This window comes from Mesobacillus subterraneus, assembly GCF_020524355.2.
GTDB classification, from domain to species: domain Bacteria; phylum Bacillota; class Bacilli; order Bacillales; family Cytobacillaceae; genus Mesobacillus; species Mesobacillus subterraneus_C.
The window spans coordinates 2,029,525-2,049,139 of the sequence record NZ_CP129019.1; the positions used below are offsets into that span (position 1 = coordinate 2,029,525).

Annotated in this window: 21 protein-coding genes and 2 pseudogenes; 4 read left to right on the forward strand and 19 right to left on the reverse strand. The window is 42.5% G+C overall.

Features of this window, described 5'->3' with window-relative positions; translation table 11 throughout:
• Positions 1–8: 8 nt before the first annotated feature.
• The 8 genes and pseudogenes from LC048_RS10425 to LC048_RS10460 all read right to left on the reverse strand — a co-directional run bounded on the left by LC048_RS10425 (position 9) and on the right by LC048_RS10460 (position 7,375).
• Positions 9–789 (reverse strand): annotated as a pseudogene (locus LC048_RS10425) (2-keto-4-pentenoate hydratase).
• A gap of 437 nt (positions 790–1,226) precedes the next feature.
• A complete protein-coding gene (locus tag LC048_RS10430; protein WP_306050188.1) occupies positions 1,227–2,687 on the reverse strand; it encodes an aldehyde dehydrogenase in 1,461 nt (486 codons plus the stop codon).
• On the reverse strand, positions 2,684–3,163 hold the full coding sequence (locus LC048_RS10435; protein WP_226601015.1) for a RidA family protein: 480 nt from the start codon (positions 3,161–3,163) through the stop codon (positions 2,684–2,686). The genes LC048_RS10430 and LC048_RS10435 overlap by 4 nt, the downstream gene beginning before the upstream one ends.
• Before the next feature lie 4 nt (positions 3,164–3,167).
• Positions 3,168–4,173, reverse strand: a pseudogene (locus LC048_RS10440) (amidohydrolase family protein).
• Positions 4,164–4,703 carry a 3-hydroxyanthranilate 3,4-dioxygenase gene (locus LC048_RS10445; RefSeq protein WP_102262678.1) on the reverse strand — a complete coding sequence of 180 codons (540 nt, stop codon included), beginning with the start codon at positions 4,701–4,703 and terminating at the stop codon, positions 4,164–4,166. The pseudogene LC048_RS10440 and the gene LC048_RS10445 overlap by 10 nt, the downstream one beginning before the upstream one ends.
• Positions 4,704–4,743: 40 nt before the next feature.
• Positions 4,744–5,292, reverse strand: coding sequence for an NADPH-dependent FMN reductase (locus LC048_RS10450; protein WP_306050190.1), 549 nt, complete (start codon positions 5,290–5,292; stop codon positions 4,744–4,746).
• Between the two features lie 43 nt (positions 5,293–5,335).
• Positions 5,336–5,872 carry an FAD synthetase gene (locus tag LC048_RS10455; protein WP_226601018.1) on the reverse strand — a complete coding sequence of 179 codons (537 nt, stop codon included), beginning with the start codon at positions 5,870–5,872 and terminating at the stop codon, positions 5,336–5,338.
• Between the two features lie 21 nt (positions 5,873–5,893).
• On the reverse strand, positions 5,894–7,375 hold the full coding sequence (locus LC048_RS10460) for a 4-hydroxyphenylacetate 3-hydroxylase family protein (protein WP_226601019.1): 1,482 nt from the start codon (positions 7,373–7,375) through the stop codon (positions 5,894–5,896).
• 198 nt (positions 7,376–7,573) lie between these two features.
• Between LC048_RS10460 and LC048_RS10465 the strand changes: the two genes are divergently transcribed.
• On the forward strand, positions 7,574–8,197 hold the full coding sequence (locus LC048_RS10465; RefSeq protein WP_226601020.1) for a Crp/Fnr family transcriptional regulator: 624 nt from the start codon (positions 7,574–7,576) through the stop codon (positions 8,195–8,197).
• Here the strand turns inward: LC048_RS10465 and LC048_RS10470 are convergent.
• From LC048_RS10470 to LC048_RS10500, 7 genes are all read right to left on the reverse strand, one after another.
• Positions 8,194–8,817: a Crp/Fnr family transcriptional regulator gene (locus tag LC048_RS10470; protein ID WP_226601021.1), complete on the reverse strand. Its 624-nt coding sequence runs from the start codon at positions 8,815–8,817 to the stop codon at positions 8,194–8,196. The two genes, LC048_RS10465 and LC048_RS10470, sit on opposite strands and share 4 nt — an antisense overlap.
• A 157-nt stretch (positions 8,818–8,974) precedes the next feature.
• A complete protein-coding gene (locus tag LC048_RS10475; RefSeq protein ID WP_306050192.1) occupies positions 8,975–10,909 on the reverse strand; it encodes an FtsX-like permease family protein in 1,935 nt (644 codons plus the stop codon).
• Positions 10,899–11,663 (reverse strand): ABC transporter ATP-binding protein, encoded by a 765-nt coding sequence (locus LC048_RS10480; protein ID WP_226601023.1) that lies wholly within the window; start codon positions 11,661–11,663, stop codon positions 10,899–10,901. Before LC048_RS10480 ends, LC048_RS10475 begins: the two co-directional genes overlap by 11 nt.
• A 58-nt stretch (positions 11,664–11,721) precedes the next feature.
• Positions 11,722–12,021 (reverse strand): hypothetical protein, encoded by a 300-nt coding sequence (locus tag LC048_RS10485; protein ID WP_226601024.1) that lies wholly within the window; start codon positions 12,019–12,021, stop codon positions 11,722–11,724.
• A gap of 69 nt (positions 12,022–12,090) precedes the next feature.
• Positions 12,091–13,098, reverse strand: a complete 1,008-nt coding sequence (locus LC048_RS10490) for a sensor histidine kinase (RefSeq protein ID WP_226601025.1) — start codon at positions 13,096–13,098, stop codon at positions 12,091–12,093.
• The gene (locus tag LC048_RS10495) at positions 13,091–13,792 is read right to left on the reverse strand and encodes a response regulator transcription factor (RefSeq protein WP_306050195.1); all 702 of its coding nucleotides are present in this window, start codon (positions 13,790–13,792) and stop codon (positions 13,091–13,093) included. Before LC048_RS10495 ends, LC048_RS10490 begins: the two co-directional genes overlap by 8 nt.
• Before the next feature lie 140 nt (positions 13,793–13,932).
• A complete protein-coding gene (locus tag LC048_RS10500) occupies positions 13,933–14,139 on the reverse strand; it encodes a ChaB family protein (protein WP_226601027.1) in 207 nt (68 codons plus the stop codon).
• A gap of 171 nt (positions 14,140–14,310) precedes the next feature.
• Here LC048_RS10500 and LC048_RS10505 point away from each other — a divergent pair, with 171 nt between their 5' ends.
• Complete coding sequence (locus LC048_RS10505) at positions 14,311–15,159, forward strand: DUF1206 domain-containing protein (RefSeq protein ID WP_226601028.1); 849 nt, start codon at positions 14,311–14,313, stop codon at positions 15,157–15,159.
• A gap of 210 nt (positions 15,160–15,369) precedes the next feature.
• Here LC048_RS10505 and LC048_RS10510 read toward each other — a convergent pair whose 3' ends face one another.
• From LC048_RS10510 to LC048_RS10525, 4 genes are all read right to left on the reverse strand, one after another.
• A complete protein-coding gene (locus LC048_RS10510; protein ID WP_226601029.1) occupies positions 15,370–15,579 on the reverse strand; it encodes a hypothetical protein in 210 nt (69 codons plus the stop codon).
• A gap of 76 nt (positions 15,580–15,655) precedes the next feature.
• Positions 15,656–16,138, reverse strand: a complete 483-nt coding sequence (locus LC048_RS10515; protein ID WP_226601030.1) for a hypothetical protein — start codon at positions 16,136–16,138, stop codon at positions 15,656–15,658.
• 782 nt (positions 16,139–16,920) lie between these two features.
• Positions 16,921–17,298 (reverse strand): VOC family protein, encoded by a 378-nt coding sequence (locus LC048_RS10520; protein WP_226601031.1) that lies wholly within the window; start codon positions 17,296–17,298, stop codon positions 16,921–16,923.
• Between the two features lie 106 nt (positions 17,299–17,404).
• Complete coding sequence (locus LC048_RS10525; protein WP_306050198.1) at positions 17,405–18,079, reverse strand: CPBP family intramembrane glutamic endopeptidase; 675 nt, start codon at positions 18,077–18,079, stop codon at positions 17,405–17,407.
• Positions 18,080–18,211: 132 nt separating this feature from the next.
• On the opposite strand from LC048_RS10525, the gene LC048_RS10530 reads away from it, so the two are divergent.
• Both LC048_RS10530 and LC048_RS10535 read left to right on the forward strand, forming a co-directional pair.
• Complete coding sequence (locus LC048_RS10530; RefSeq protein WP_306050200.1) at positions 18,212–18,385, forward strand: hypothetical protein; 174 nt, start codon at positions 18,212–18,214, stop codon at positions 18,383–18,385.
• A gap of 111 nt (positions 18,386–18,496) precedes the next feature.
• Positions 18,497–18,937, forward strand: coding sequence for a hypothetical protein (locus LC048_RS10535; RefSeq protein ID WP_306050202.1), 441 nt, complete (start codon positions 18,497–18,499; stop codon positions 18,935–18,937).
• Positions 18,938–19,615 lie beyond the last annotated feature (678 nt).

The window sequence follows — 19,615 nt, forward strand, 5'->3', positions numbered from 1 at the left end:
TACACCTCCTACTCAAAAGTCACTGACACGGAGCCTACCGGACCAAACTGAGCGGAAACTCTATCGCCTTCCTGCACAGGGATTGCTGCCGAAAGCGCTCCAGGTAAAATAAGCTCGCCTGCCTTTAACGTAATTTCGAACTCATGAAGCTTGTTCGCCAGCCAGGCAATGGCATGTGCCGGATGGCCAAGGGCCGCCGCACCAGATCCAGTCGCTACCATTTCGTTATTTTTGAAAAAAAGTCATCCCAACACTCCGCAGATCGATACCGGTAATGTCTGTCATTTGGTCTCCTACTACTACCATCGCAGATGAACCGTTATCAGCCACGGTGTCGACGAGTCCGATCTTCCAATCCGCAATCCGACTGTCGATGATCTCCAAAGTTGGCACCACATATTTTGTTGCCATCAGCACATCCAGGAAAGTGACATTAGGCCCTTTAAGCTCCTCCGCAAGCACGAAACCAATTTCCGCTTCTATTTTTGGGCTGAGAAAGTTGGACATCTTCACTGTGCCGCCATCTGGCACCTTCATATCATCAAGCAAATGCCCATAATCCGGCTCATCGACGCCAAGCATCTTTTGCATCGCCACACTCGTAAGGCCGACCTTTTTGCCAATAACCGTCCGTCCTTGTTCCAGCTTTCTCTTTAAAACCTCAAGCTGGACATTGTAAGCATCCGTTACATTGAGATTTTCGAATTGTGCCGTCAGCGGAGCTACCGCCTGTTTACTTTTTTCCGCTTCTAGAAGCGTTTCAGCAATCTTCTCTATTGTTACATTCATGAAATCACCCTCCTTTTCTATTAAAAATGGTTATTGAATTGTTGAAGCTCTTACTTATTCCGCGATAATACAGTTGAGTTGGTTTTAATACCAGTTGGAGTTCTTTTAATACCAGTTGGAGTTCTTTTAATACCAGTTAGCTTCGATTTAATAGCAGTTGGATCACTTTTAATTCCAGTTGGATATCCATTTCACCGTTTGGGGCTAAATAATCCCCGTTGAACGAGTATTAATCCCCTTTGGAATGAATTTAATCCCCGTTGGTGTCCGATTAATCCCCGTTGAACTTCTTTATCCTATTTCCGGCTGTTACATTTTTGCTTAATTAGCGGGTTGAAGCAAATTTTAAGACAATTGGCCGGCTTATATTTCCGGTTGAACAGCTTATATTTCCGGTTGCAGCAAATATATTTCCGGTTGAAAAAACCAAACCTTTTTTATAGCTTCATCGTAATCGTCTTGGCTTCGGTATAAAACTCGAAGCTGTGCCTGCCGCCTTCTCGTCCGATGCCGCTTGCTTTCGATCCGCCAAACGGTGTGCGGAGGTCGCGATAATACCAGCAGTTTATCCACAACAAGCCGGAGTGCACTTTTGCAGCGACACGATGTGCGCGCCGCAGGTCATTCGTCCATACGACACCAGCAAGTCCATACATCGAATCGTTCGCAATCCTAACAGCATCTTCTTCTGTTTTAAACGGAATCACGACCAGCACTGGGCTGAAAATTTCTTCCTGAGCCACGCGCATCTTGTTATCCACATCGTATAAAACAGTAGGTTCATAGAAGTTGCCCTCTCCAAGACTGGCAATGCGCTTTCCGCCTGTTGCGAGTTTTGCGCCTTCACCTAATCCGATCTGGACATATTCATCGACGGTTTCCAGATGGCCTTTTGAAACAAGTGCTCCCATATCCGTCTCTTGATCAAGTGGATTGCCTACCTTCAAAGCGCGAGCCGCAGCGACGAACTTTTCCATGAATTTATCATAAATGCTCTCCTGAATCAGCAAGCGAGAACCAGCAAGACAAATTTCACCCTGATTCCGGAAAATCGCTTCAATCGATCCAGCAACTGCTTCATCGAGGTCCGCATCCGCAAACACGATATTGGCCGATTTGCCGCCAAGCTCAAGAGAAACGGGAATCAGCTGGGAAGCGGCGTTTTGCATCACCGTGCGCCCTGTCGTACTGTCGCCGACAAAGGAAATCCTTCGCACTGATGGGTTACGTGTCATCTCTGTTCCGGCCGTGCCGCCAGGACCCGTGATAATATTCAACACTCCTGGTGGCAATCCCGCTTCATTGGCAATCTCGCCAAGCATTACGGCGCTCAATGGAGTATAGGAAGCCGGTTTTACGACAACCGTATTACCCGCGGCTATCGCTGCCGAAGCCTTCCACGTCATCTGCATGAACGGAAGGTTCCATGGAATGATCAAGCTGGTCACCCCAGCCGGAGCGTATTTGGAATAGGACATATATCGAGCCTGGTCATAATGCTCATGGTTAATATAGTTCGCCATCTCGGCAAAAAAGCGCAGGTTCGCAGCAGCCCGCGGGATATCAAACCCACGGCTTTCCTTAATTGGCTTCCCGACATCAAGCGTCTCGATCAGCGCCAATTCATCAACCTTTTCCATGACTAAATCAGACATCCTGACTAAAATCTTCGTTCTTTCAGCCACAGGCATCTCACTCCAGATGCCGCTTTCGAAAGTCTTCTGTGCAACATCGATTGCGTGCTTCGCATCCTCAACACCAGCTTTCGCCACAGAGGCCAGCTTCTTGTTTGTCGATGGATCGATCGTGTCAAATGTTTCCCCTGACACGGCATCAATATAATCACCGTTAATAAATAGTTTTGCATCCTTTATAGCCTGTGGTTGAGCAAGATTCATCCTAATCCGCCCTCCTCATCCTCAACTTCAACGATCATTTCAACTTCAACAGCGTTATTCAAGGGCAGCTGCGCCATCCCGACAGCAGATCTCCCATGCTTCCCGCGATCGCCGAACACCTGTACCAGCAAATCGGAAGCCCCATTCATGACCTTTGGCTGGTCGGTAAAATCAGGTGAACTATTCACGAAGCCGAGCACTTTCACAACTCGCTTGACCTTGCTTAGCTCTCCTAGTTCCTGCTTCAGCACCGTCAGTAAATTCAGCATGCACTGCCTTGCCGCATCGTAGCCAACCTCGATCGAGACATCTTCGCCAAGCCGACCGCGGTACTCATTCGTCCCCTGTCCGGATGTGAAAATAAGGTTGCCCGTCCTTACACAGCTAACATAATTCCCAGCCGACGGACGGGGAGCTGGCAAAGAGAGACCAAGCTCTTGCAATCGTTCTTCTGGTGTAACTAAGGCTTTCTCCATAAAATCAACTCCCCACCTTAACAGGAATATTCAAAAACTTGAGCGCGTTTTTACCGAGGATCGCTTCTGTCTGTTCCTTTGATAATCCGACTGTATCGTCTATGACCTTTCCAGGAGGTACCTCCCTCAGCAAAAATGGATAATCAGATCCCATGATGATGCGCTCATGGCCAAAATTCTGAAGTAAATAGTTCATGTTGACCGGCTCATTCACAAGCGAATCATAGTAAAATTGCTTCGCGTAATAACTTGGCGGCTTATCAAGCAAGCGCAGATGCGGCCATACCTTCCAGCCCTGATCAAGACGAGGCAGCAAGTACGGCAGTGCGCCTCCCCCCATGAGCCAAACAGATTTTAAGCTTCGGGAACTTATCCATGATTCCGCCTAAGATCAAGCTTGCTCCAGCCAGAGCCGTTTCGCTTGGCATCCCTACGGTATACATCAAGTTATGTCGCGGCATCCGTTCCTTTCCAAGTGTCTCCCAAGGGTGGATGAATAAAGGAACTTCCCATTTCTCCGCCATTTCAAAGAATTCGATAAACTGGGGATCATCGAGATTGACGCCATTTACATTCGTGCCAATCTCAATGCCGCTCAAGCCTAGCTCATGCTTGCAGCGGTCCATCTCGCGGATTGCAACCTCGACGTTTTGCAGCGGCACAGCACCTAGCCCAATGAATTTAGTCGGATACTGGCTAACGAGGTCAGCAATAAAGTCATTTTGAACCCTGGCTAAAATTTCCGCTTGCTCGGCCGGAGCCCAGTAAGAGAACGTGACAGGAATCGGAGAAAGAACCTGAATGTCGACTCCCTCTCGTTCCATATCCTTGATTCGCTTCTCGGCGTCCCATACCTGGTCGGTCACTTCGCGGAACACCTTGCCGGCAATCATGATATTAGCGCCGCACGCACATGTACGCTCAAGCGTTGGCCACTTCTCACCGCCGAATCGCTGCGTCAATTCACTGAAATTCTCCGGAATAATATGCGTATGGAAGTCTACTCGCATTTCCATTCACTCGCTTCTGGCGGCATCATATGTCCACAGTTATCACACTTGCGCAGCTCCTCATTTCCATTAAAGCTGGCGATCGCTTCCTTCACCTGCTTTTCAATGTTTGTCAGCTGGATTGTCGCGCGGTGCATCTCATGGTCGCACTCATCGCAGAACCAGACGAAATCCTCGAGTTCACCTTGAGCACGGTTACGCTCGATTACTAGACCAATAGTGTCTGCTACACGGTGTGGAGAGTGCGGGACATTTGGCGGGAGGTGGAACATTTCCCCTTCCTTCACTTCAACGACTTCACGCTTTCCTTCAGCATTGATGACCTCAACATAGCAGCTTCCCTGGATTTGGTAGAAAATCTCCTCAGACGGATCAACATGGAAATCACGTCTCTTGTTTGGCCCGCCCAACAGCATGACCATTAACTCTGCATCCTTCCAGATTACCTTGTTATTGACCGGAGGCTTCAGCTGGTCTCTGTTTTCCTCAATAAACTTCATAAGATTGATCGGAACAAATTGGCTTTTCATCTCTAATCGTCTCCCTTCAATTCTGGTAAAATGGTAAAACTCACTCCGTAACCTTCGCCGTGCTGCCCTTCAATGACTTTTGCATATGAACGACTTCGTCGGCCAAACTTGAAATCCGCTTCAGCAAATCCTCATCAACGATTTCATTTTCAGAATTAAAATGATCGTAGTTGGCGTACACATAGCTAGGTGCTACAAACGCCCTAAAGTATCCGGCAATCGGCTTAAGCTGATTTTCAATCACCAGGAAATGTTGGTACGTTCCGCCGTTGGCGACGAATCCCATCACTTTATTTCGGAATGCATCTGGGTGAATAAGGTCAAAAAGATTTTTCAACACCCCTGGAATGGAACCCTGAAAAATAGGTGTCCCAATCACGTAAAAATCGGCAGATGTGACTTTTTCAATCACCGCTTTTGTATCTGCTGAATATTTCTCCGGCGGACGTCCGTCACAGAACTCCACATCGTAATCCATCATATCGAGCATTTCCACCTCGATGTCCGGGTACTTCTTTTTCACATCATCAAGCACTTTACGGACAACAATGCCTGTTTTCGCGCCGATGATTGTGCCTGATATTCCCAAGCAACTTCATGCACTGTCCCTCCTATTCTTGTAAAATAGAACCCTACTTTCCTGCTGGCCAGCCGAGCAGTGAATTCGAAAGGTGAATCTCACCCTCAGAAATGAGCTGACGAATCCTGCTGGAAGAAATCACGCTTCCCTGAGAGCAGCGGACTGGATTCGTGACAGAAACCTTAAAATACTTTTCAAGGAGAGAAACATCTCCAAGGCGGGCTTTACCAAACCGAAAATCACCGCCTACCATAATTTCAGCCGGATTGAGCTTCGCCAGGCTGTCGATGAACTCATAAGCACTCCGCCGGGCATACACCTCATCAAACCTGGCAACTACAGCATGCCGGGCACCAAGCTTCTCAATTTTAGCCAGCTTCTCCTCGACAGTTGTCAGCATCCTTGCTCCTTGAAAAAACACCCGCGGTGGAGGATCAAATGTAAACACCACACTCGGAACCTTCAGCTTCCTGCCTCGCTGTACTGCCTGCCGGATGACCGTTTGGTGCCCTCGATGGACTCCGTCAAACGCTCCAATCGCGACGATAGATTGAGGCAGTTCCAATGAAGAATAAATATGTGTTTTCATCTGTCCTTCTCCTCCTGCAGACTAGTTTGTAAGCGCTTCCTTATTATCCAACTGTGCGCCCTTTAACGCCTCGTCGACCATCGTAAGTGTTGTTTGGCGTTTATAGTTGTTATAGAAAATTCCGCGTTTACGGATTGGATCTCCTGTGTAGTAGCGTTCATACTGCAATAGTCGCTGTCCGAATGCCTCGCCACACAGATCCCATGCCAGCTTGAAAATGCTGACGCGTTCCAAAGAAGTAACTCCTTCTCGTCCAACGTAGTAGTTATCAATCGAACCTCTTAATTCATCACTTTCAAAATCAGCGCCTGTTGGAGACATCAGCAAGCCGCCTGCTCCAACAATCTGGATGACCTCAATGGCCCGCGGATACATTTTCGGCAGCAAGCCCCGAATCGTTTCAAGCGGTACATAAGCTGGCATCGCCTCACCATGCTCGGTCATTGTGTGCTCGTATTCCGCAACTTTTAATAATGCCCTGATTGATTCAAGTGACTGTGCGAGTTCGCCAAGCTGGTCCTGGACATTTAAATATCCGTCAACACCGATTGTATCGGCAACCTTCATCGCCACCTGTGTCGCGAACTCCAATTTCACAAGACCGCGGACACCGGACTGGTGAGCTGGCTGCTGTCCTGCACCAGTCATAGGATAGAGCTTATTGGCTGCCTCGACATTGTTATGAAGGAAAACGCGATCCCAAGGAACAACGACATCATCGAACACAAGCAATGCATCCATTTCTTCAAACCTTGAAGCAAGTGGGTGATCGAAGAAGGATCGCTGCCCATCCTGCATTGGCTCGCGGCAAATGATTCGCAGCCCTGGAGTGTCAATCGGAATTGCGAATGCCAGTGCATATTTTTCATCACCAGGCGCAAATCCTGGGAAAGAATAGATGATCACTTCATCTGTTACCGGTGCAAGTGTTGCCAGCATTTTCGCTCCCCTGACAACCAAGCCATCCGGAGTTTCCTTTACTGCACCAAGGTGTGTGTACGTATCCTTCTGTTCATGTGAATTCTTGCTGCGGTCATTTTGCGGGTTGATAATCGCGTGGGTTAAGAAGATGTCATTGTCACGGATGTATTTATAATAGTTGCGAACATTCTCTGCCCAGTTTTTATTGTATTTTTCAAAGAACCAGGAATTGTAGTACATGGATGTCACAACGACGTTCAAGAAATCCGGAGTCCTTCCCATGAGACCAAATGTTGCCTTCGCAAATGCTTCGAAAACATTGCGGCGCTTGACTAAATCTTCATAATTTTTCGGTACGAGGAATGCGTTATTCACCCGCTCACCGGTTTCCTCACAAACGTGAGTAATCTTATCCTGGAATTCAGGATCATGCTGCATGTCGTACAGCTTTGCGATTTCAAGGATTGGCTGCTTGAACACCGGCTCCTCAAATAAATTTTCGATCCTTTTACCAGAAAGCCAAACTTCAGGTTTACGTGCTTTAACCGCTTCAATATATTGAGCCCCAGTCCTAATTCCCATATTCACCCTCCTGAAAAATTAATTGAAAATTCATAATGAATTGTAATACTAAATTTCGAACGTAACTGTAGCCTATTTAACGTTTTTTTTAAAATAGTTTTCTTAAAAGTCGAAATTATCTAATAAGTTATAGAATTATCTCAATGTTTCCCCTATGATAATGTTAGATATCAGCTTCACTCATAGGGAGGTTATAGGATGGTTACGGTGTATGAGGAAGTCTTTCATTGGGAGAATTATTTGAGATACGGTACTCGGCAGTTTTTCAGAAAAAAGGAGTGCATTTATAAGCAAGGGGAATATGGTGAAGGCTTTTATTATCTGCACAAAGGACTTGTAAGAATCGTCACAGAATCAGCTGCTGGAAAAGAAAACATGCTGAACATCGTCATCCCTAACCAGTTGTTGGGTGTCCAGTCACTCGACCAGAAAACACATTTCACAACCGCAATCGCAGTTAAAGACTCCATCGTTTATCACTTCTCAGCAGATGAATTCCGAAAACTCATGATCACCCATCCAGAGCTCTTCAAGCTTTTTTCAAAAAGCGTTATCCACAAAATGAAAATTCTTTTAGACCGGATAAATATGAATGCGCTTACATCGGAACAAAAGCTAGCCGTCTTACTCCACAACATCTGCGATGAATTCAAGAATTACGAGATTCCGATTTCCCAGCAAGACCTTGCCTGTTGCACCGGACTTACAAGAATTACCGTCTATAAAGTCCTCAAACAATGGCAGGAAGCCGGCATAATTGAGATCGCCAAACGAAAATACTTCATAAAAAAACCAGATTTCCTAAGAAACCTGGTTAGTTAATCCACATGGTGATGACTGGCAAGCGCCCTTATTTTATCAAAGTTGGTGATAATGATTTCACGCTTGTGAAGCTCTATGTATCCGTTCTGCTTCCACTTTTGAATAATCTTGTTCACGGTAATACGGGACGTGCCAATGTATTTAGAAAAAGCCGTCTGATTCATCGAGGCATTCCCGTTCTCCTGAACAAGCTTGAGCAGATAAAACGCCATTTGCTGCTCAACCGGACTATCCAGATGGGCAATGATTTCGGCCAGCGTCCTGAATTTATAAATCAGCGAGTCTGTATAAATTCCCGCCGCTTCCGGATGTTGCCTGCAAATCGTCGCAATGACATCATCGGAAAAATAATAAACCAGCGAAGGACAAGTCGTCGTTCCGCTCGTCAAGTAAGGCTCTCCATGGACACCATGTTCACCGAACAGCATCCCAGGCGGAACCATGTTGATGATCCGCTCATCTCCCTTGTCCGAAAGAAGCGTAACTTTGATTTCACCTTTCTTCAAATAAAAGATCCCTCTTCCAGCTTCCCCCTGAAGATAGACAACCTTGTTCTTCTCGAACTCAAACAGCTTTCCATAGGACAAATAGGGCTCCCATTGATAACGAAGAAAATGCATACCATCACCTTCCTCATTTTTTCCGGTTAATATTTTCATAATTATGATAATTATATCACTTTGAGTGAGCATAGCGAAAAACATATTTTAAAATAAATCTGTCGATTAAATTAGAAAAGTAAACCGCCTTCCTCTACGGAAAGCGGCTATGTTTTTTCTAATTAATCAAGTGCAATAGCATCTTCTTCCTGGCATAAAAAAATGATCCAACCTGGATGATCAGGTAAATGCCAGCAATCTGCAGGAAATGCATCAATATATCTGGGTTTTGCATGATTCCTCCGACGTCTGTTGACAAGATTGCAAGGTAAAAGAAAGCTAGTGTCGTTCCGAGAACAGTTGGTGCAAAGAAGATCGTCCCTAATTCTCTGGATACGTTTTGTTTTATTTCCTTTGATGCCATCCCGATTTTAGTTAGTTTCCGATATTTCAATTTCTCAGTTTCGACTTCGGAAAAGAGATTAAGATACAGCAAAACAAAAGTGCCGAAAAAGAACATGATGCTTAAAAAAGTAGTCACATAGAACATCATTCCATTGGTGGTTTTATTTTGATGATAGTCTCCTATCTTTGAGACCACCCGAAACAATTCGGATTCTGAGGTATGCTCCATATCGGGATAATTCATGGGTGGAGTCAACTTATTGTTAACATGGAATTTCTCTTCTAATTCATTTACGGGAATTTCGCTATCTTTCCAGTTCTCAACATTAATTAGATGAAGATTAAGTTCATACCCCTCCACTCTATTCCGCAGAAAATCAAATTCGGACTGATTAACGACAATGAATTCATATGCATTTGGCAGCAAATTAATTGTGTTTTCAATTACTTGATCCTTCAATTGATAAGTTACAACTTCATTATTAATAGTTAACTGAATAGATTCGACCATATCAGGATGAGCATATTCTGGATCAGAGTTTAAATAAAATAGGTATTCATTCTTCCCCAACGATACTTGACTCGAAGTCAGTTTATTGAAATCATCCAGTGCCATAAAATCATAAGTCTGATATCCATCGACATATTCAAGTTTTTCATAATGATTGAATATCGGTATTTGAAGATGTTCCTTTAGATCTATGACCTCATTTAGCTCTTCAACAGAAATTGTATTCTTCGTTTCTGACTGATAAAAAGCGACATCATATGGATGATTATTCACAGCATCCTTTTCAGAAGCCTTATAAAAGGTCAATAATAAGGTGCTATAGAAGATGGTGATCATAATCATTACCGTCACGAGCATGATAATGGAAGTCAACTGCTTGAATTTATAATCAAGGCTGCTCAGGAAAAGCAATCTGCGATAGTAAAATCCGGGAAACTTCTTAGCAAGGTTGATTAGGAAACTAGCAGCTTGGTTAATTGAAATATACAGGCCTAATAACATCGACAATGTCCACAGCGGCAGATAGGCACCATTTGAGCTTTCAAATGTAAAATAAAGAATCAGAAGCGAGCCGGCCATCATCAGCAGTCCGAAGCCGCCTATCAATGGACTTCTCATTTTGATTGAGTCAGCGTACCTGTTGCTCTTCATGCTAAGAATCAGGCTGCTTCTCATCGTCTGAAGCAAAGATTTCCCTACAGCTAGTATGAATACGGCAATAAATGCTCCGATAGAGAAAAAGAACATTTTACCTGTAAAGTGAAACGGAACATCCTCCAATTCGATGAAATTCATCAACAGCATAAAAAACAATCTTGAGAAAATAGCTCCAGCAAGCAGTCCTGATAGAATGGATAAAATGGCGATTGCTGCATTTTCCAAGATAAGCAATTTGCTTAAGTCTCTTCTTGCCATGCCCAATGTCATAAAAAGCCCAAACTCACTTTTTCTCTTTTTCATAAAAACATTATGGGCATAACTGATAAAGAAAATCGTAAAAATAATCAACGCTGCTCCAGGAATCGATAAAGCATCCTGCAGGCTCTCCATCTTCTTCCCTTGTTCAACCCTGCTGTTAAAATAAACGGTCGAGAACATAAAGAAGAACATCACCGCAAAACTGTTGCAAAGATAATAAAAGATATACTTCTTATAGTTAACTCTCACCATCTTCCAAACCACTTGATTAAATGTCATAGGTTCTTCCTCCTAAGACAGCAAGGTTATCCATGATTCGATTCAGGAACTCCTTCCTGCTTCCTTTTTTCACGATACTCGAATAGATCATTCCATCTTTGATAAAAACGACCTTATGACAATAGCTGGCAGCAAAAACGTCATGCGTCACAAGCAGGACCGTTGTCGCGAGCTCATCAACAATTTTTTTAAAGCATTCCATAATGACGGAAGAGGATTTGGAATCCAGATTCCCGGTTGGTTCATCCGCAAAAATCATCGCAGGCTCATTGACGAGCGCGCGGCTGACCGCGGTCCGCTGCTGCTGGCCGCCTGATATGTTGTAGGGGTACTTTTCAAGCGTATCTTGGATTTCAAACAGTTGAGCGAGTTCCTGTACTTTTTCTTCCATATCGCTTGCATGCTTCTTTTCCAATACCATTGGCAGCATGATATTCTCTTTAACTGTCAAGCTGTCTAAAAGGTTGAACTCCTGAAATACAAAACCGAGCTGGTTGCGACGGAACAGTGCAAGCTGATCGCCTGACATCTCACCAATCTCCTGCCCAGCGATAGTGACCTCGCCAGAAGTTGACTGGTCGATACCGCTCAGCACATTGAGAAAGGTCGTCTTCCCGCTTCCCGACGGTCCCATAATCGCCACAAACTCTCCTTTATTAATAGAAAGGCTTACTCCGTCAAGAGCCTTCGTCGAACCTTCCCCACTTGATCCTCCATAAACTTTTACAATATTTTGAGCATCCAGAATGACCATTTCAGTTTCCCCCTAAAAAAATTGTAGTTTTTTAAGACGTTCGGACATTTCTGTCCCCCTACGCCTTTATATTTGTCCGAAGCAGGCTCATGTTTTCTGACAAATCCGCCACTCTTTCCTCTGGAGAAGTAACCCCGGGTTCGGACATTTCCACGGCGCTCTTTTCTTGTTTTGTCCGAAATAACCCCTGGTTCGTACATTTCCGCGACTCTTCCTGGCGGTTTTGTCCGAAGCACCCCCAGATTCGTACATTTCCGTAGAGCTCCTCCGCTCTTTGGTCCAAAGAATCATTTAATCCGTAGAAAAGTCCAAGTAACGTCTGGCTCATATTAGGTATCGCGTTCGCTTCTAACTCCATAGTAAGCCGCCAATCAAAAGGCAACCATCGATAACGCTAAAAAATACCTTACAGTTTTGTAAGGTATCATTATTTACTCCCGGTTGCTAACCAACGAAGTATAACCGTTGTTCCTTCTCCATGCACAGATTGGATGGTAATTTTAGCTCCAGTCTTGTCGGCGATCTTCTTGCTGAGGTAAAGCCCTATCCCTGTAGAATTGCGGTGCTGTCTGCCATTTTCCCCAGTGAAAAATGGCTGAAATACCCTCTCAATGTCGTATGGAGGTATGCCTACACCCTCGTCAATAATGGAAAGATGGATGTGATCTTCCACCCTCTCAACCTTAAAAACAAGCTTTTTGTTTCCTTCCTTCAAGCTGGAGTACTTAATTGCATTGGTGATGATTTGGTCAATCATAATCTCATTCCACTTTGGATCCGTAATGATGAAAGCATCTTCTTCGCTAGATTCAATAGAAGGAAAAAGCGATTGGTAGATCCATTCCTTTTTCCGCGCATTGATTAACTTCCGTAACGAACCAACCAGGTCAACTGTCTGCACCTCAAAGTCATTCCCAAACTGATCCATCCTGATCATCGTCAGACCTTGCTCGATGGATGTATGCAGTCGTTTATTTTCCTGCTGGATTTTTTCTAAAGTCTCTGTTTTTTCCCCATTATTCAAAATCAGCTCTATCACTGAAACCGGAGTCTTCAGATGGTGCATCCAATGGGACAATAAACTGATTCTCTCTTTGCTTTGTTCCTTTAACTCATTGTTTTCTTTAGTGTATTCACTCACTGCTCTATGTAATAATCGCTGGAATGCCTTCTGTTCCTCCGTACTGGCTGCCCATTCAACATTCTGACCCTTCCTGCGCATTTCGATAGCGCGGCCTGTTGGGTAAAAGCGGAACCAATCGATAAACAGATAAAGACTTAAGAAAAATAACCCGATTGCCAATGGGTAAAAATATTCGTTGTTCGCAGGTTCACTAAGATGAAAAAATAACAGTACACAAACGATATTGAGAAGATATAATAGAATAAGAAGTATGCGGTCCTTTAAAAATCGGAGAAAGAGACTTTTAAGCATGTACATTCCCTTCAGGAGTTTCTAGCATATATCCAACCCCTCGCTTGCTTTTGATAACCTGGCTTAATCCAAGCTTGGCAAGAGTTTGCTTGATCCTCGTCATATTCACGGTCAGGGTATTATCATCCACGAAAGTGACCGCATCCCACACTTCTTCAATCAGTTCTTCTCTCGAAACAAAAGTGCCCTTATTCTCCATCAGCTTCTTCATCAATTTATACTCATTCTTCGAAAGTTCAGCCCTCGAACCTTCATATTCCAGCATCAGTGTCTTCTTATCAAGACAAAGCGACCCTGTGCAGTGTTGATCCTCTTCTTTTGCGGAATATTCTCCATAAACTCTTCTCAACGTCGCCTTGATTTTCGTGTGCAGCATGTCGAAGGTAAACGGCTTCGTGATAAAATCATCCGCTCCCAACTCGATGACCATAATCTGTTCCATCTCCTGACTTCGCGCAGAAATCATCAGGATCGGCACAGTCGATCTCTGGCGGAAACTTCTGCACAAATAATAACCATCATAATATGGCAGATTAATATCAAGCAAAACTAGATCGGGATTTATTTGGGCAAACTCTTCATCTATTTTTGAAAAATGAACCGGCAGTTCTACTTCATATCCATACCGCTCCAAATTCTCTTTGACCAGTTCACAAAGCTGAGCATCGTCTTCAATCAGCATGATTTTATACATATGTATATCTCTCCTAAAACTCTATAACTCTATTATAAATTTTACCAGTATTAAAAACACCCACATTTGAAAAATAAACCGCCTCCCTTTAAGGAAAGCGGCTATTTACTCAAGTCAATTGTGTTATAAAGTTTCAAACCTTAATCTTCCTCTTTTCTAACCCATTCATCATCATCATTCTTTTCATACTCATTTTTAACAGCACTCCACGCCACCTTAAAGGCTGTTTCTTCTTCATCGTATTGCTCAGAGGCTGAATTGAATGCCTCTTTGAAAATCTCCTGGGCATGATGTGGCAGGTTATCCTTTACTGAATCTGGCAGATCTTTTAAAGAATTATAGGGCATATTGCATACCTCCTTAGGATTGAATTTTCTTCTACTTTTCCCGTACACATAAAAATAAAACAATAGACTTTATGCTGGTTAAGAGAAAAGAAGGAATCCAGCTGGTTTCCTTTTTAGGAAAAGGGGGAACATTTTATAAATGAGAGAAAAATAGAGGAAGTGTTCATAAATATGAATTCACCATCATCTTTAGAAGTCAGAAATAAATTGAAAGAAGTTAAACCGTGGATGCGCCGTTTTGCCCGCTTCGGCTATATTGCCAAAGGTCTTGTCTATGGAATGGTCGGAGCGCTCGCTGCTTTGGCAGCATTCGGACCAAAAGGCGACACAACCGGGACATCTGGTGCCCTTCAATCAATCTCCGAAATGCCCTTTGGTGAAGTTGCCCTTTGGATGATCGGGATTGGTTTAATAGGATATATTTTATGGGATTTTATTAAAGCCATTAAAGATCCGGAAAATGAAGGAACCGATGCTAAGGGTTTGATTAAAAGAACAGCATATTTCATCAGTGGACTCATTTATACGAATCTAGCATTCGGTGCAATAAAATTAGCTAGTAACACCGGATCAGCTGGTGGAGAAAATTCGGAGAAAACAATTTCCGCCAAGTTAATGGAACAGCCCTTTGGCGTCTGGTTGGTAGGATTGGTTGGTGCGATTATTATTGGATATGGTGTGTACGAACTATATAGTGGAGCTAAAGAGAAGTTCATGTCTAAATTCAAAACGTATGAAATGAATGAAAAAGAACGCAAAACCGCACGTCTGTCAGGTAAAATCGGCCTGATCTCCCGTGGAATTGTCTTGAGTATGGTTGGATTTTTCTTCATTCGCACAGCCTACACAAATAATCCCAATGAATCAAAAGGACTCGGCGGCGCATTAACGGAACTGGCAAACCAGCCATTCGGACAATTTTTATTAGCTATTGTGGCAGTCGGACTGATATTATACGGCATTTACCAAATCATTAAAGGCCGCTATCAACATATGAATTTTGGTCATAGTGGAAAATAGCTATATATGTAAAGACAAGCTAGTACGGATACCATTGTCGTATTAGCTTTTTCTTATGGTCAATAGACAACTACTCTAACAATTTCCAAGTAGTTGGCCGGACGTCTGATAATAATCCTTTGTAGTCGTGTTGCCTGTCAAGATGATTTAAAAAACACATAGCAGAACTACCATTTTCATTCAATGCCTCCTTTTTCAAATACTGCCCAGTCACCTTCGTATGATCTCGACGATCTTCCTGGTGGTAATGATCGAAGCAGGAAAAAGGTTCACAAGGGAAAAGCCGATTTGTAAAATGAATATCAGGAGACCATAAGGCACAAACATCATTTCAATATATTTAAAGAAGTAATCAAATAGGAATACATAACCTACAAAAAATACTATTGTTAATAGATAATATACAAATTTTTTTGTCAATAAATGACCTCCACCTTTAAATTAATAATTTAATAGAATAATGCTGTTTTGAATGGATTGCAGCTACGATACTTATTCAATCCCCATATTTCTCAATCCATTGATTCTGCCATTCCACATGGTCCATTTTTATGACCTCTTCGGAAGTTTTGCCATCGAGTGAATAAGGAGAACCTGCGATCCCATTCCCAACTGGGAAAGATATACCGCCAATTATTTCCCCCTTAAACATGAAAACACTGACTGATACCTTATACGAAAAACTTTTCTGCGGGCCGTATATTTTACTTAGAGGATGATTTTTTACAATGAATCTCTCTTGTATGATTTCCTTTCCAATATAGGCATCAGGCTTCTCGGTTTGTACGGCCCAAACTGACATGTCAGGCTTATGAATTAATTGTTCCCTTTTGATAATATGAGAGTATTTACCCTCATAGGATTTAATCGAATACCCTTGATCTTTTAAGTATTCTTTTGCTAATTGAGCATTTTCGTCTAATCTAGGTCCACAGGCTGTAAGCACAAATACAACAAGGAGAATGACTAGTTTTTTCATGTGGAATACCCCTATAAGGCAAACTCGTTATTAAATTGCCTTCACTAACTATATGATTGTATCAGCAACTCTTTTTCTAAATTACGTCCTTATATGGTTTCCCACTGAGAGATTTGTCAACACTAATTACCGCCAGCCTTTTCAAACAGTTTTCTGCTTTAAAAGTGTATTAATTGACTATATTATTCTATAAATTTACAAAAAATTGAAACTTTTCTTTTAGAACTTCGTAAGTAATTCTAAAGGGGGTCATCACCATCGGTAAAACAATAAGCTTTATAGTTACTTTGGTAATCATCGGATTGATTAACTTCGCAGCAACGTTAATACTGGATTTTAGTTTTATAGATGTTTCCGTTTTCGTAGCTCTGGCCAGCGCATTCTTCATTTACTTCTTTAATTCATCAGGCGGATTCACAAGCCGAAGTATTGATATGCAAGTTCAAGGTGAAACAGGAATTAAAATGAACCAATCACAGGAAAAGTTTTCACCCTCATATGCATTTTACGCGTCGATTCTTTATTTAATTGGATCAGTAATAGCCACATTTTTTATGTACAAAGAGTACTTTCTATAATTGATCTTCATTTGAGTATGAAATCACTCTTCTTCCATACTCATTTTTAATACATCCTATACCTTACGCTGAAAAAATTCGATATAAGATGACATATCCCTTCTTTGACCAGTAGATAATTAATTCCTTATCTGCCGTGGTAAAAAATAGACAAAATAATAAGCCGTTTCCTGCTTAAAAACGGCTCATTGGTTTATGAAGATATCATTTTTCCATCACAGCAAAGTAGTTTTCCTCATCATCAGCAAAATTAAAGACCCTCCCTGAAGGCATGTTTACAATTTCACCGACAAACACGTTTTTATTGGATAAATCGCTGTGTAATTTCTCAAGATTCTCTGAAAAAAGCATTAATGAAGGAGTACCAAGATTGAGTCCAGGAGACATTTTTGCCACAAAATCTTTATCATGCAGTACGATACTTGTTTCAGAATCTAAATTTGGTGCAATTTCAATCCATCTGAATCCTGTCCTATTATCTTCTTCGGCTTTCACTACAAACCCCATTTTTTCAGTCCAGAATTTTACTGCAACATCCTGATCATTTACGTACAACATGATTTGACCGATTTTATTAATCATTCTTGATACCACTCCTTGTCATAGAAATAAGTGGAACTAGATGTTACTTACAATAGCTTCTCTAAAAAGCAGCAAACTCCTCCTGCTTTTTTATGTATTCGTTTATCTATACAACAAATAAATAAATTGATAACAAAGCCACCGTATTAGCTAAAATATGAGCGAGCGTCACGATATAAATATTCCTTGTTTTAGCAAAAATGATTCCGAACAGAATACTGTCGATAAAGACACTCAATAAATCAACAATGACAACAGTTCCTTCACCGGTTGAGATATGCATGGCGGCAAATAACAGGGAAGTAACAAGGATGACCACCCATACTGGCATGAGTTTGCTCAATCGTGCCTGGATTAAGCCCCTAAAGACAATCTCTTCTCCAAAAGCGAGCAATGCGATACTTAGAAACAATAGTGGATTCAAGTTACTGAAATCAAGAGGAATTCTACCAAGGACATGCTCTAATACTTCCGGGAAGAAGTTTTTATAAGAAAATAAGTAGAGTAATTGCATTGCAATCCCGGTAAACAAAATAAGTTTCCATGTATTTGAGATGTTCTCTTTAATATGGGCACTGGAAAACCCGATCTCCTCCAACGTTCTTTTCCTCACTTTTCGTTCAATAAAAAAATATAGAATTGGTGCAATTGCTATGATTCCTTTCAATACTGGAACAAAAATTACTGACACAACCATTAGCACGATAATAATGTATAACTCAATGTTTTCTCTTTTCGTAAAATCTATTCTTGCAGCAGTTTCTTGTGCCTTTAGTTCCATCTTTATCCCCCCTTTTACCTAATAAAATATTACCATGTTTTTCCTCGATTTCACATTATATCTTTTATGTGTGTCTTCGTATAGGAATGGGTAATCTGTATGTATTATGGTTTTGGAGGGGTGTTTTATCTTATGAAAAACAAGCTTTATTCAGAAATCGGTGTCCCAATCGAATCTCCTTTTGGCTTCATGCCTGGTAGGGATTCTGAGCGGGATTTTACATTTGATAAAGAAAATCGTTATAAAGATTACTTATTGAAGAAAGACGGCCAATCGTATGATATTAGTGTGGATGATCATGGCTAATGGTACTTCTTCCATTCTCTTGAGTGCAACTCACTTGATGATTTAAAGCACTCAAGGCAGATCTTCCGCCCTCCTTATTTAAAAAATGAACATCTGAAGCTGGTAGAGTTAATGGACGAGTTGGATATTAAGCCATGTTATGAAGGCTATGACAAAGCATACGGGCACGTGCTATCACTAGTTCCTGAGCTGGACACCGTATCAGCTTATAACCAGTCTCAACTTGCCAATTACGATGGCAGCGACGACCCAACAATCATCAAGAAAATCCATTTTATCGAAAACGAGTACAAGGGTGAAAAAACCCGTTTCATTTCAGGTTTTGAGACCCGTTCCTTTGCAACAGTAACAGAAAATGAGTTTTATGCTAAAGAAATTCACCTTCCAGGAAATGCGCGGAACTATTTAAAACTCTTTGTCTATTTCTCAAGATACAGCTTCTTACCATCCCAGCAGATGATGCCAAGATTCCTCGGAAACCTGTGGGCGTCCACCCAGAGCTTGAATACCACCGCCAATCCGGCGTTATTTAAGGATGAAGGAATTGATTGATTTCCACATGGTCTCTTATTGAATAAGTATTTGACCCAAATGTGTGATTCTCCTCTTTCACGGGCACAAGTTCGCCCTTCTTGTGACCGAACTTTGTGATTTTCCTCTTTCACAGGCACAAGTTCGCCCTTCTTGTGACCGAACTTTGTGATTCTCCCATTTCACGGGCACAAGATCGCCCTTCTTGTGACCGAACTTTGTGATTTTCCTCTTTAACAGGCACAAGTTCGCCCTTCTTGTGACCGAACTTTGTGATTCTCCCATTTCATGGGCACAAGTTCGCCCTTCTTGTGACCGAACTTTGTGATTATCCCATTTCACGGGCACAAGTTCGCCCTTCTTGTGACCGAACTTTGTGATTATCCCATTTCACGGGCACAAGTTCGCCCTTCTTGTGACCGAACTTTGTGATTATCCCATTTCACGGGCACAAGTTCGCCCTTCTTGTGACCGAACTTTGTGATTATCCCATTTCACGGGCACAAGTTCGCCCTTCTTGTGACCGAACTTTGTGATTTTCCTCTTTCACGGGCACAAGTTCGCCCTTCTTGTGACCGAACTTTGTGATTTTCCTCTTTCACAGGCACAAGTTCGCCCTTCTTGTGACCGAACTTTGTGATTCTCCCATTTCACGGGCACAAGATCGCCCTTCTTGTGACCGAACTTTGTGATTTTCCT

Coding starts and splice junctions, on each gene's coding strand:
- LC048_RS10430 (WP_306050188.1), bottom strand. CDS start 2,687: ATGAATCTTGCTCAACCACAGGCTATAAAGGATGCAAAACTATTTATT.
- LC048_RS10435 (WP_226601015.1), bottom strand. CDS start 3,163: ATGGAGAAAGCCTTAGTTACACCAGAAGAACGATTGCAAGAGCTTGGT.
- LC048_RS10445 (WP_102262678.1), bottom strand. CDS start 4,703: ATGAAAAGCCAATTTGTTCCGATCAATCTTATGAAGTTTATTGAGGAA.
- LC048_RS10455 (WP_226601018.1), bottom strand. CDS start 5,872: ATGAAAACACATATTTATTCTTCATTGGAACTGCCTCAATCTATCGTC.
- LC048_RS10460 (WP_226601019.1), bottom strand. CDS start 7,375: ATGGGAATTAGGACTGGGGCTCAATATATTGAAGCGGTTAAAGCACGT.
- LC048_RS10465 (WP_226601020.1), top strand. CDS start 7,574: ATGGTTACGGTGTATGAGGAAGTCTTTCATTGGGAGAATTATTTGAGA.
- LC048_RS10470 (WP_226601021.1), bottom strand. CDS start 8,817: ATGCATTTTCTTCGTTATCAATGGGAGCCCTATTTGTCCTATGGAAAG.
- LC048_RS10475 (WP_306050192.1), bottom strand. CDS start 10,909: ATGACATTTAATCAAGTGGTTTGGAAGATGGTGAGAGTTAACTATAAG.
- LC048_RS10480 (WP_226601023.1), bottom strand. CDS start 11,663: ATGGTCATTCTGGATGCTCAAAATATTGTAAAAGTTTATGGAGGATCA.
- LC048_RS10485 (WP_226601024.1), bottom strand. CDS start 12,021: ATGGAGTTAGAAGCGAACGCGATACCTAATATGAGCCAGACGTTACTT.
- LC048_RS10490 (WP_226601025.1), bottom strand. CDS start 13,098: ATGCTTAAAAGTCTCTTTCTCCGATTTTTAAAGGACCGCATACTTCTT.
- LC048_RS10495 (WP_306050195.1), bottom strand. CDS start 13,792: ATGTATAAAATCATGCTGATTGAAGACGATGCTCAGCTTTGTGAACTG.
- LC048_RS10500 (WP_226601027.1), bottom strand. CDS start 14,139: ATGCCCTATAATTCTTTAAAAGATCTGCCAGATTCAGTAAAGGATAAC.
- LC048_RS10505 (WP_226601028.1), top strand. CDS start 14,311: ATGAATTCACCATCATCTTTAGAAGTCAGAAATAAATTGAAAGAAGTT.
- LC048_RS10515 (WP_226601030.1), bottom strand. CDS start 16,138: ATGAAAAAACTAGTCATTCTCCTTGTTGTATTTGTGCTTACAGCCTGT.
- LC048_RS10520 (WP_226601031.1), bottom strand. CDS start 17,298: ATGATTAATAAAATCGGTCAAATCATGTTGTACGTAAATGATCAGGAT.
- LC048_RS10525 (WP_306050198.1), bottom strand. CDS start 18,079: ATGGAACTAAAGGCACAAGAAACTGCTGCAAGAATAGATTTTACGAAA.
- LC048_RS10530 (WP_306050200.1), top strand. CDS start 18,212: ATGAAAAACAAGCTTTATTCAGAAATCGGTGTCCCAATCGAATCTCCT.
- LC048_RS10535 (WP_306050202.1), top strand. CDS start 18,497: ATGGACGAGTTGGATATTAAGCCATGTTATGAAGGCTATGACAAAGCA.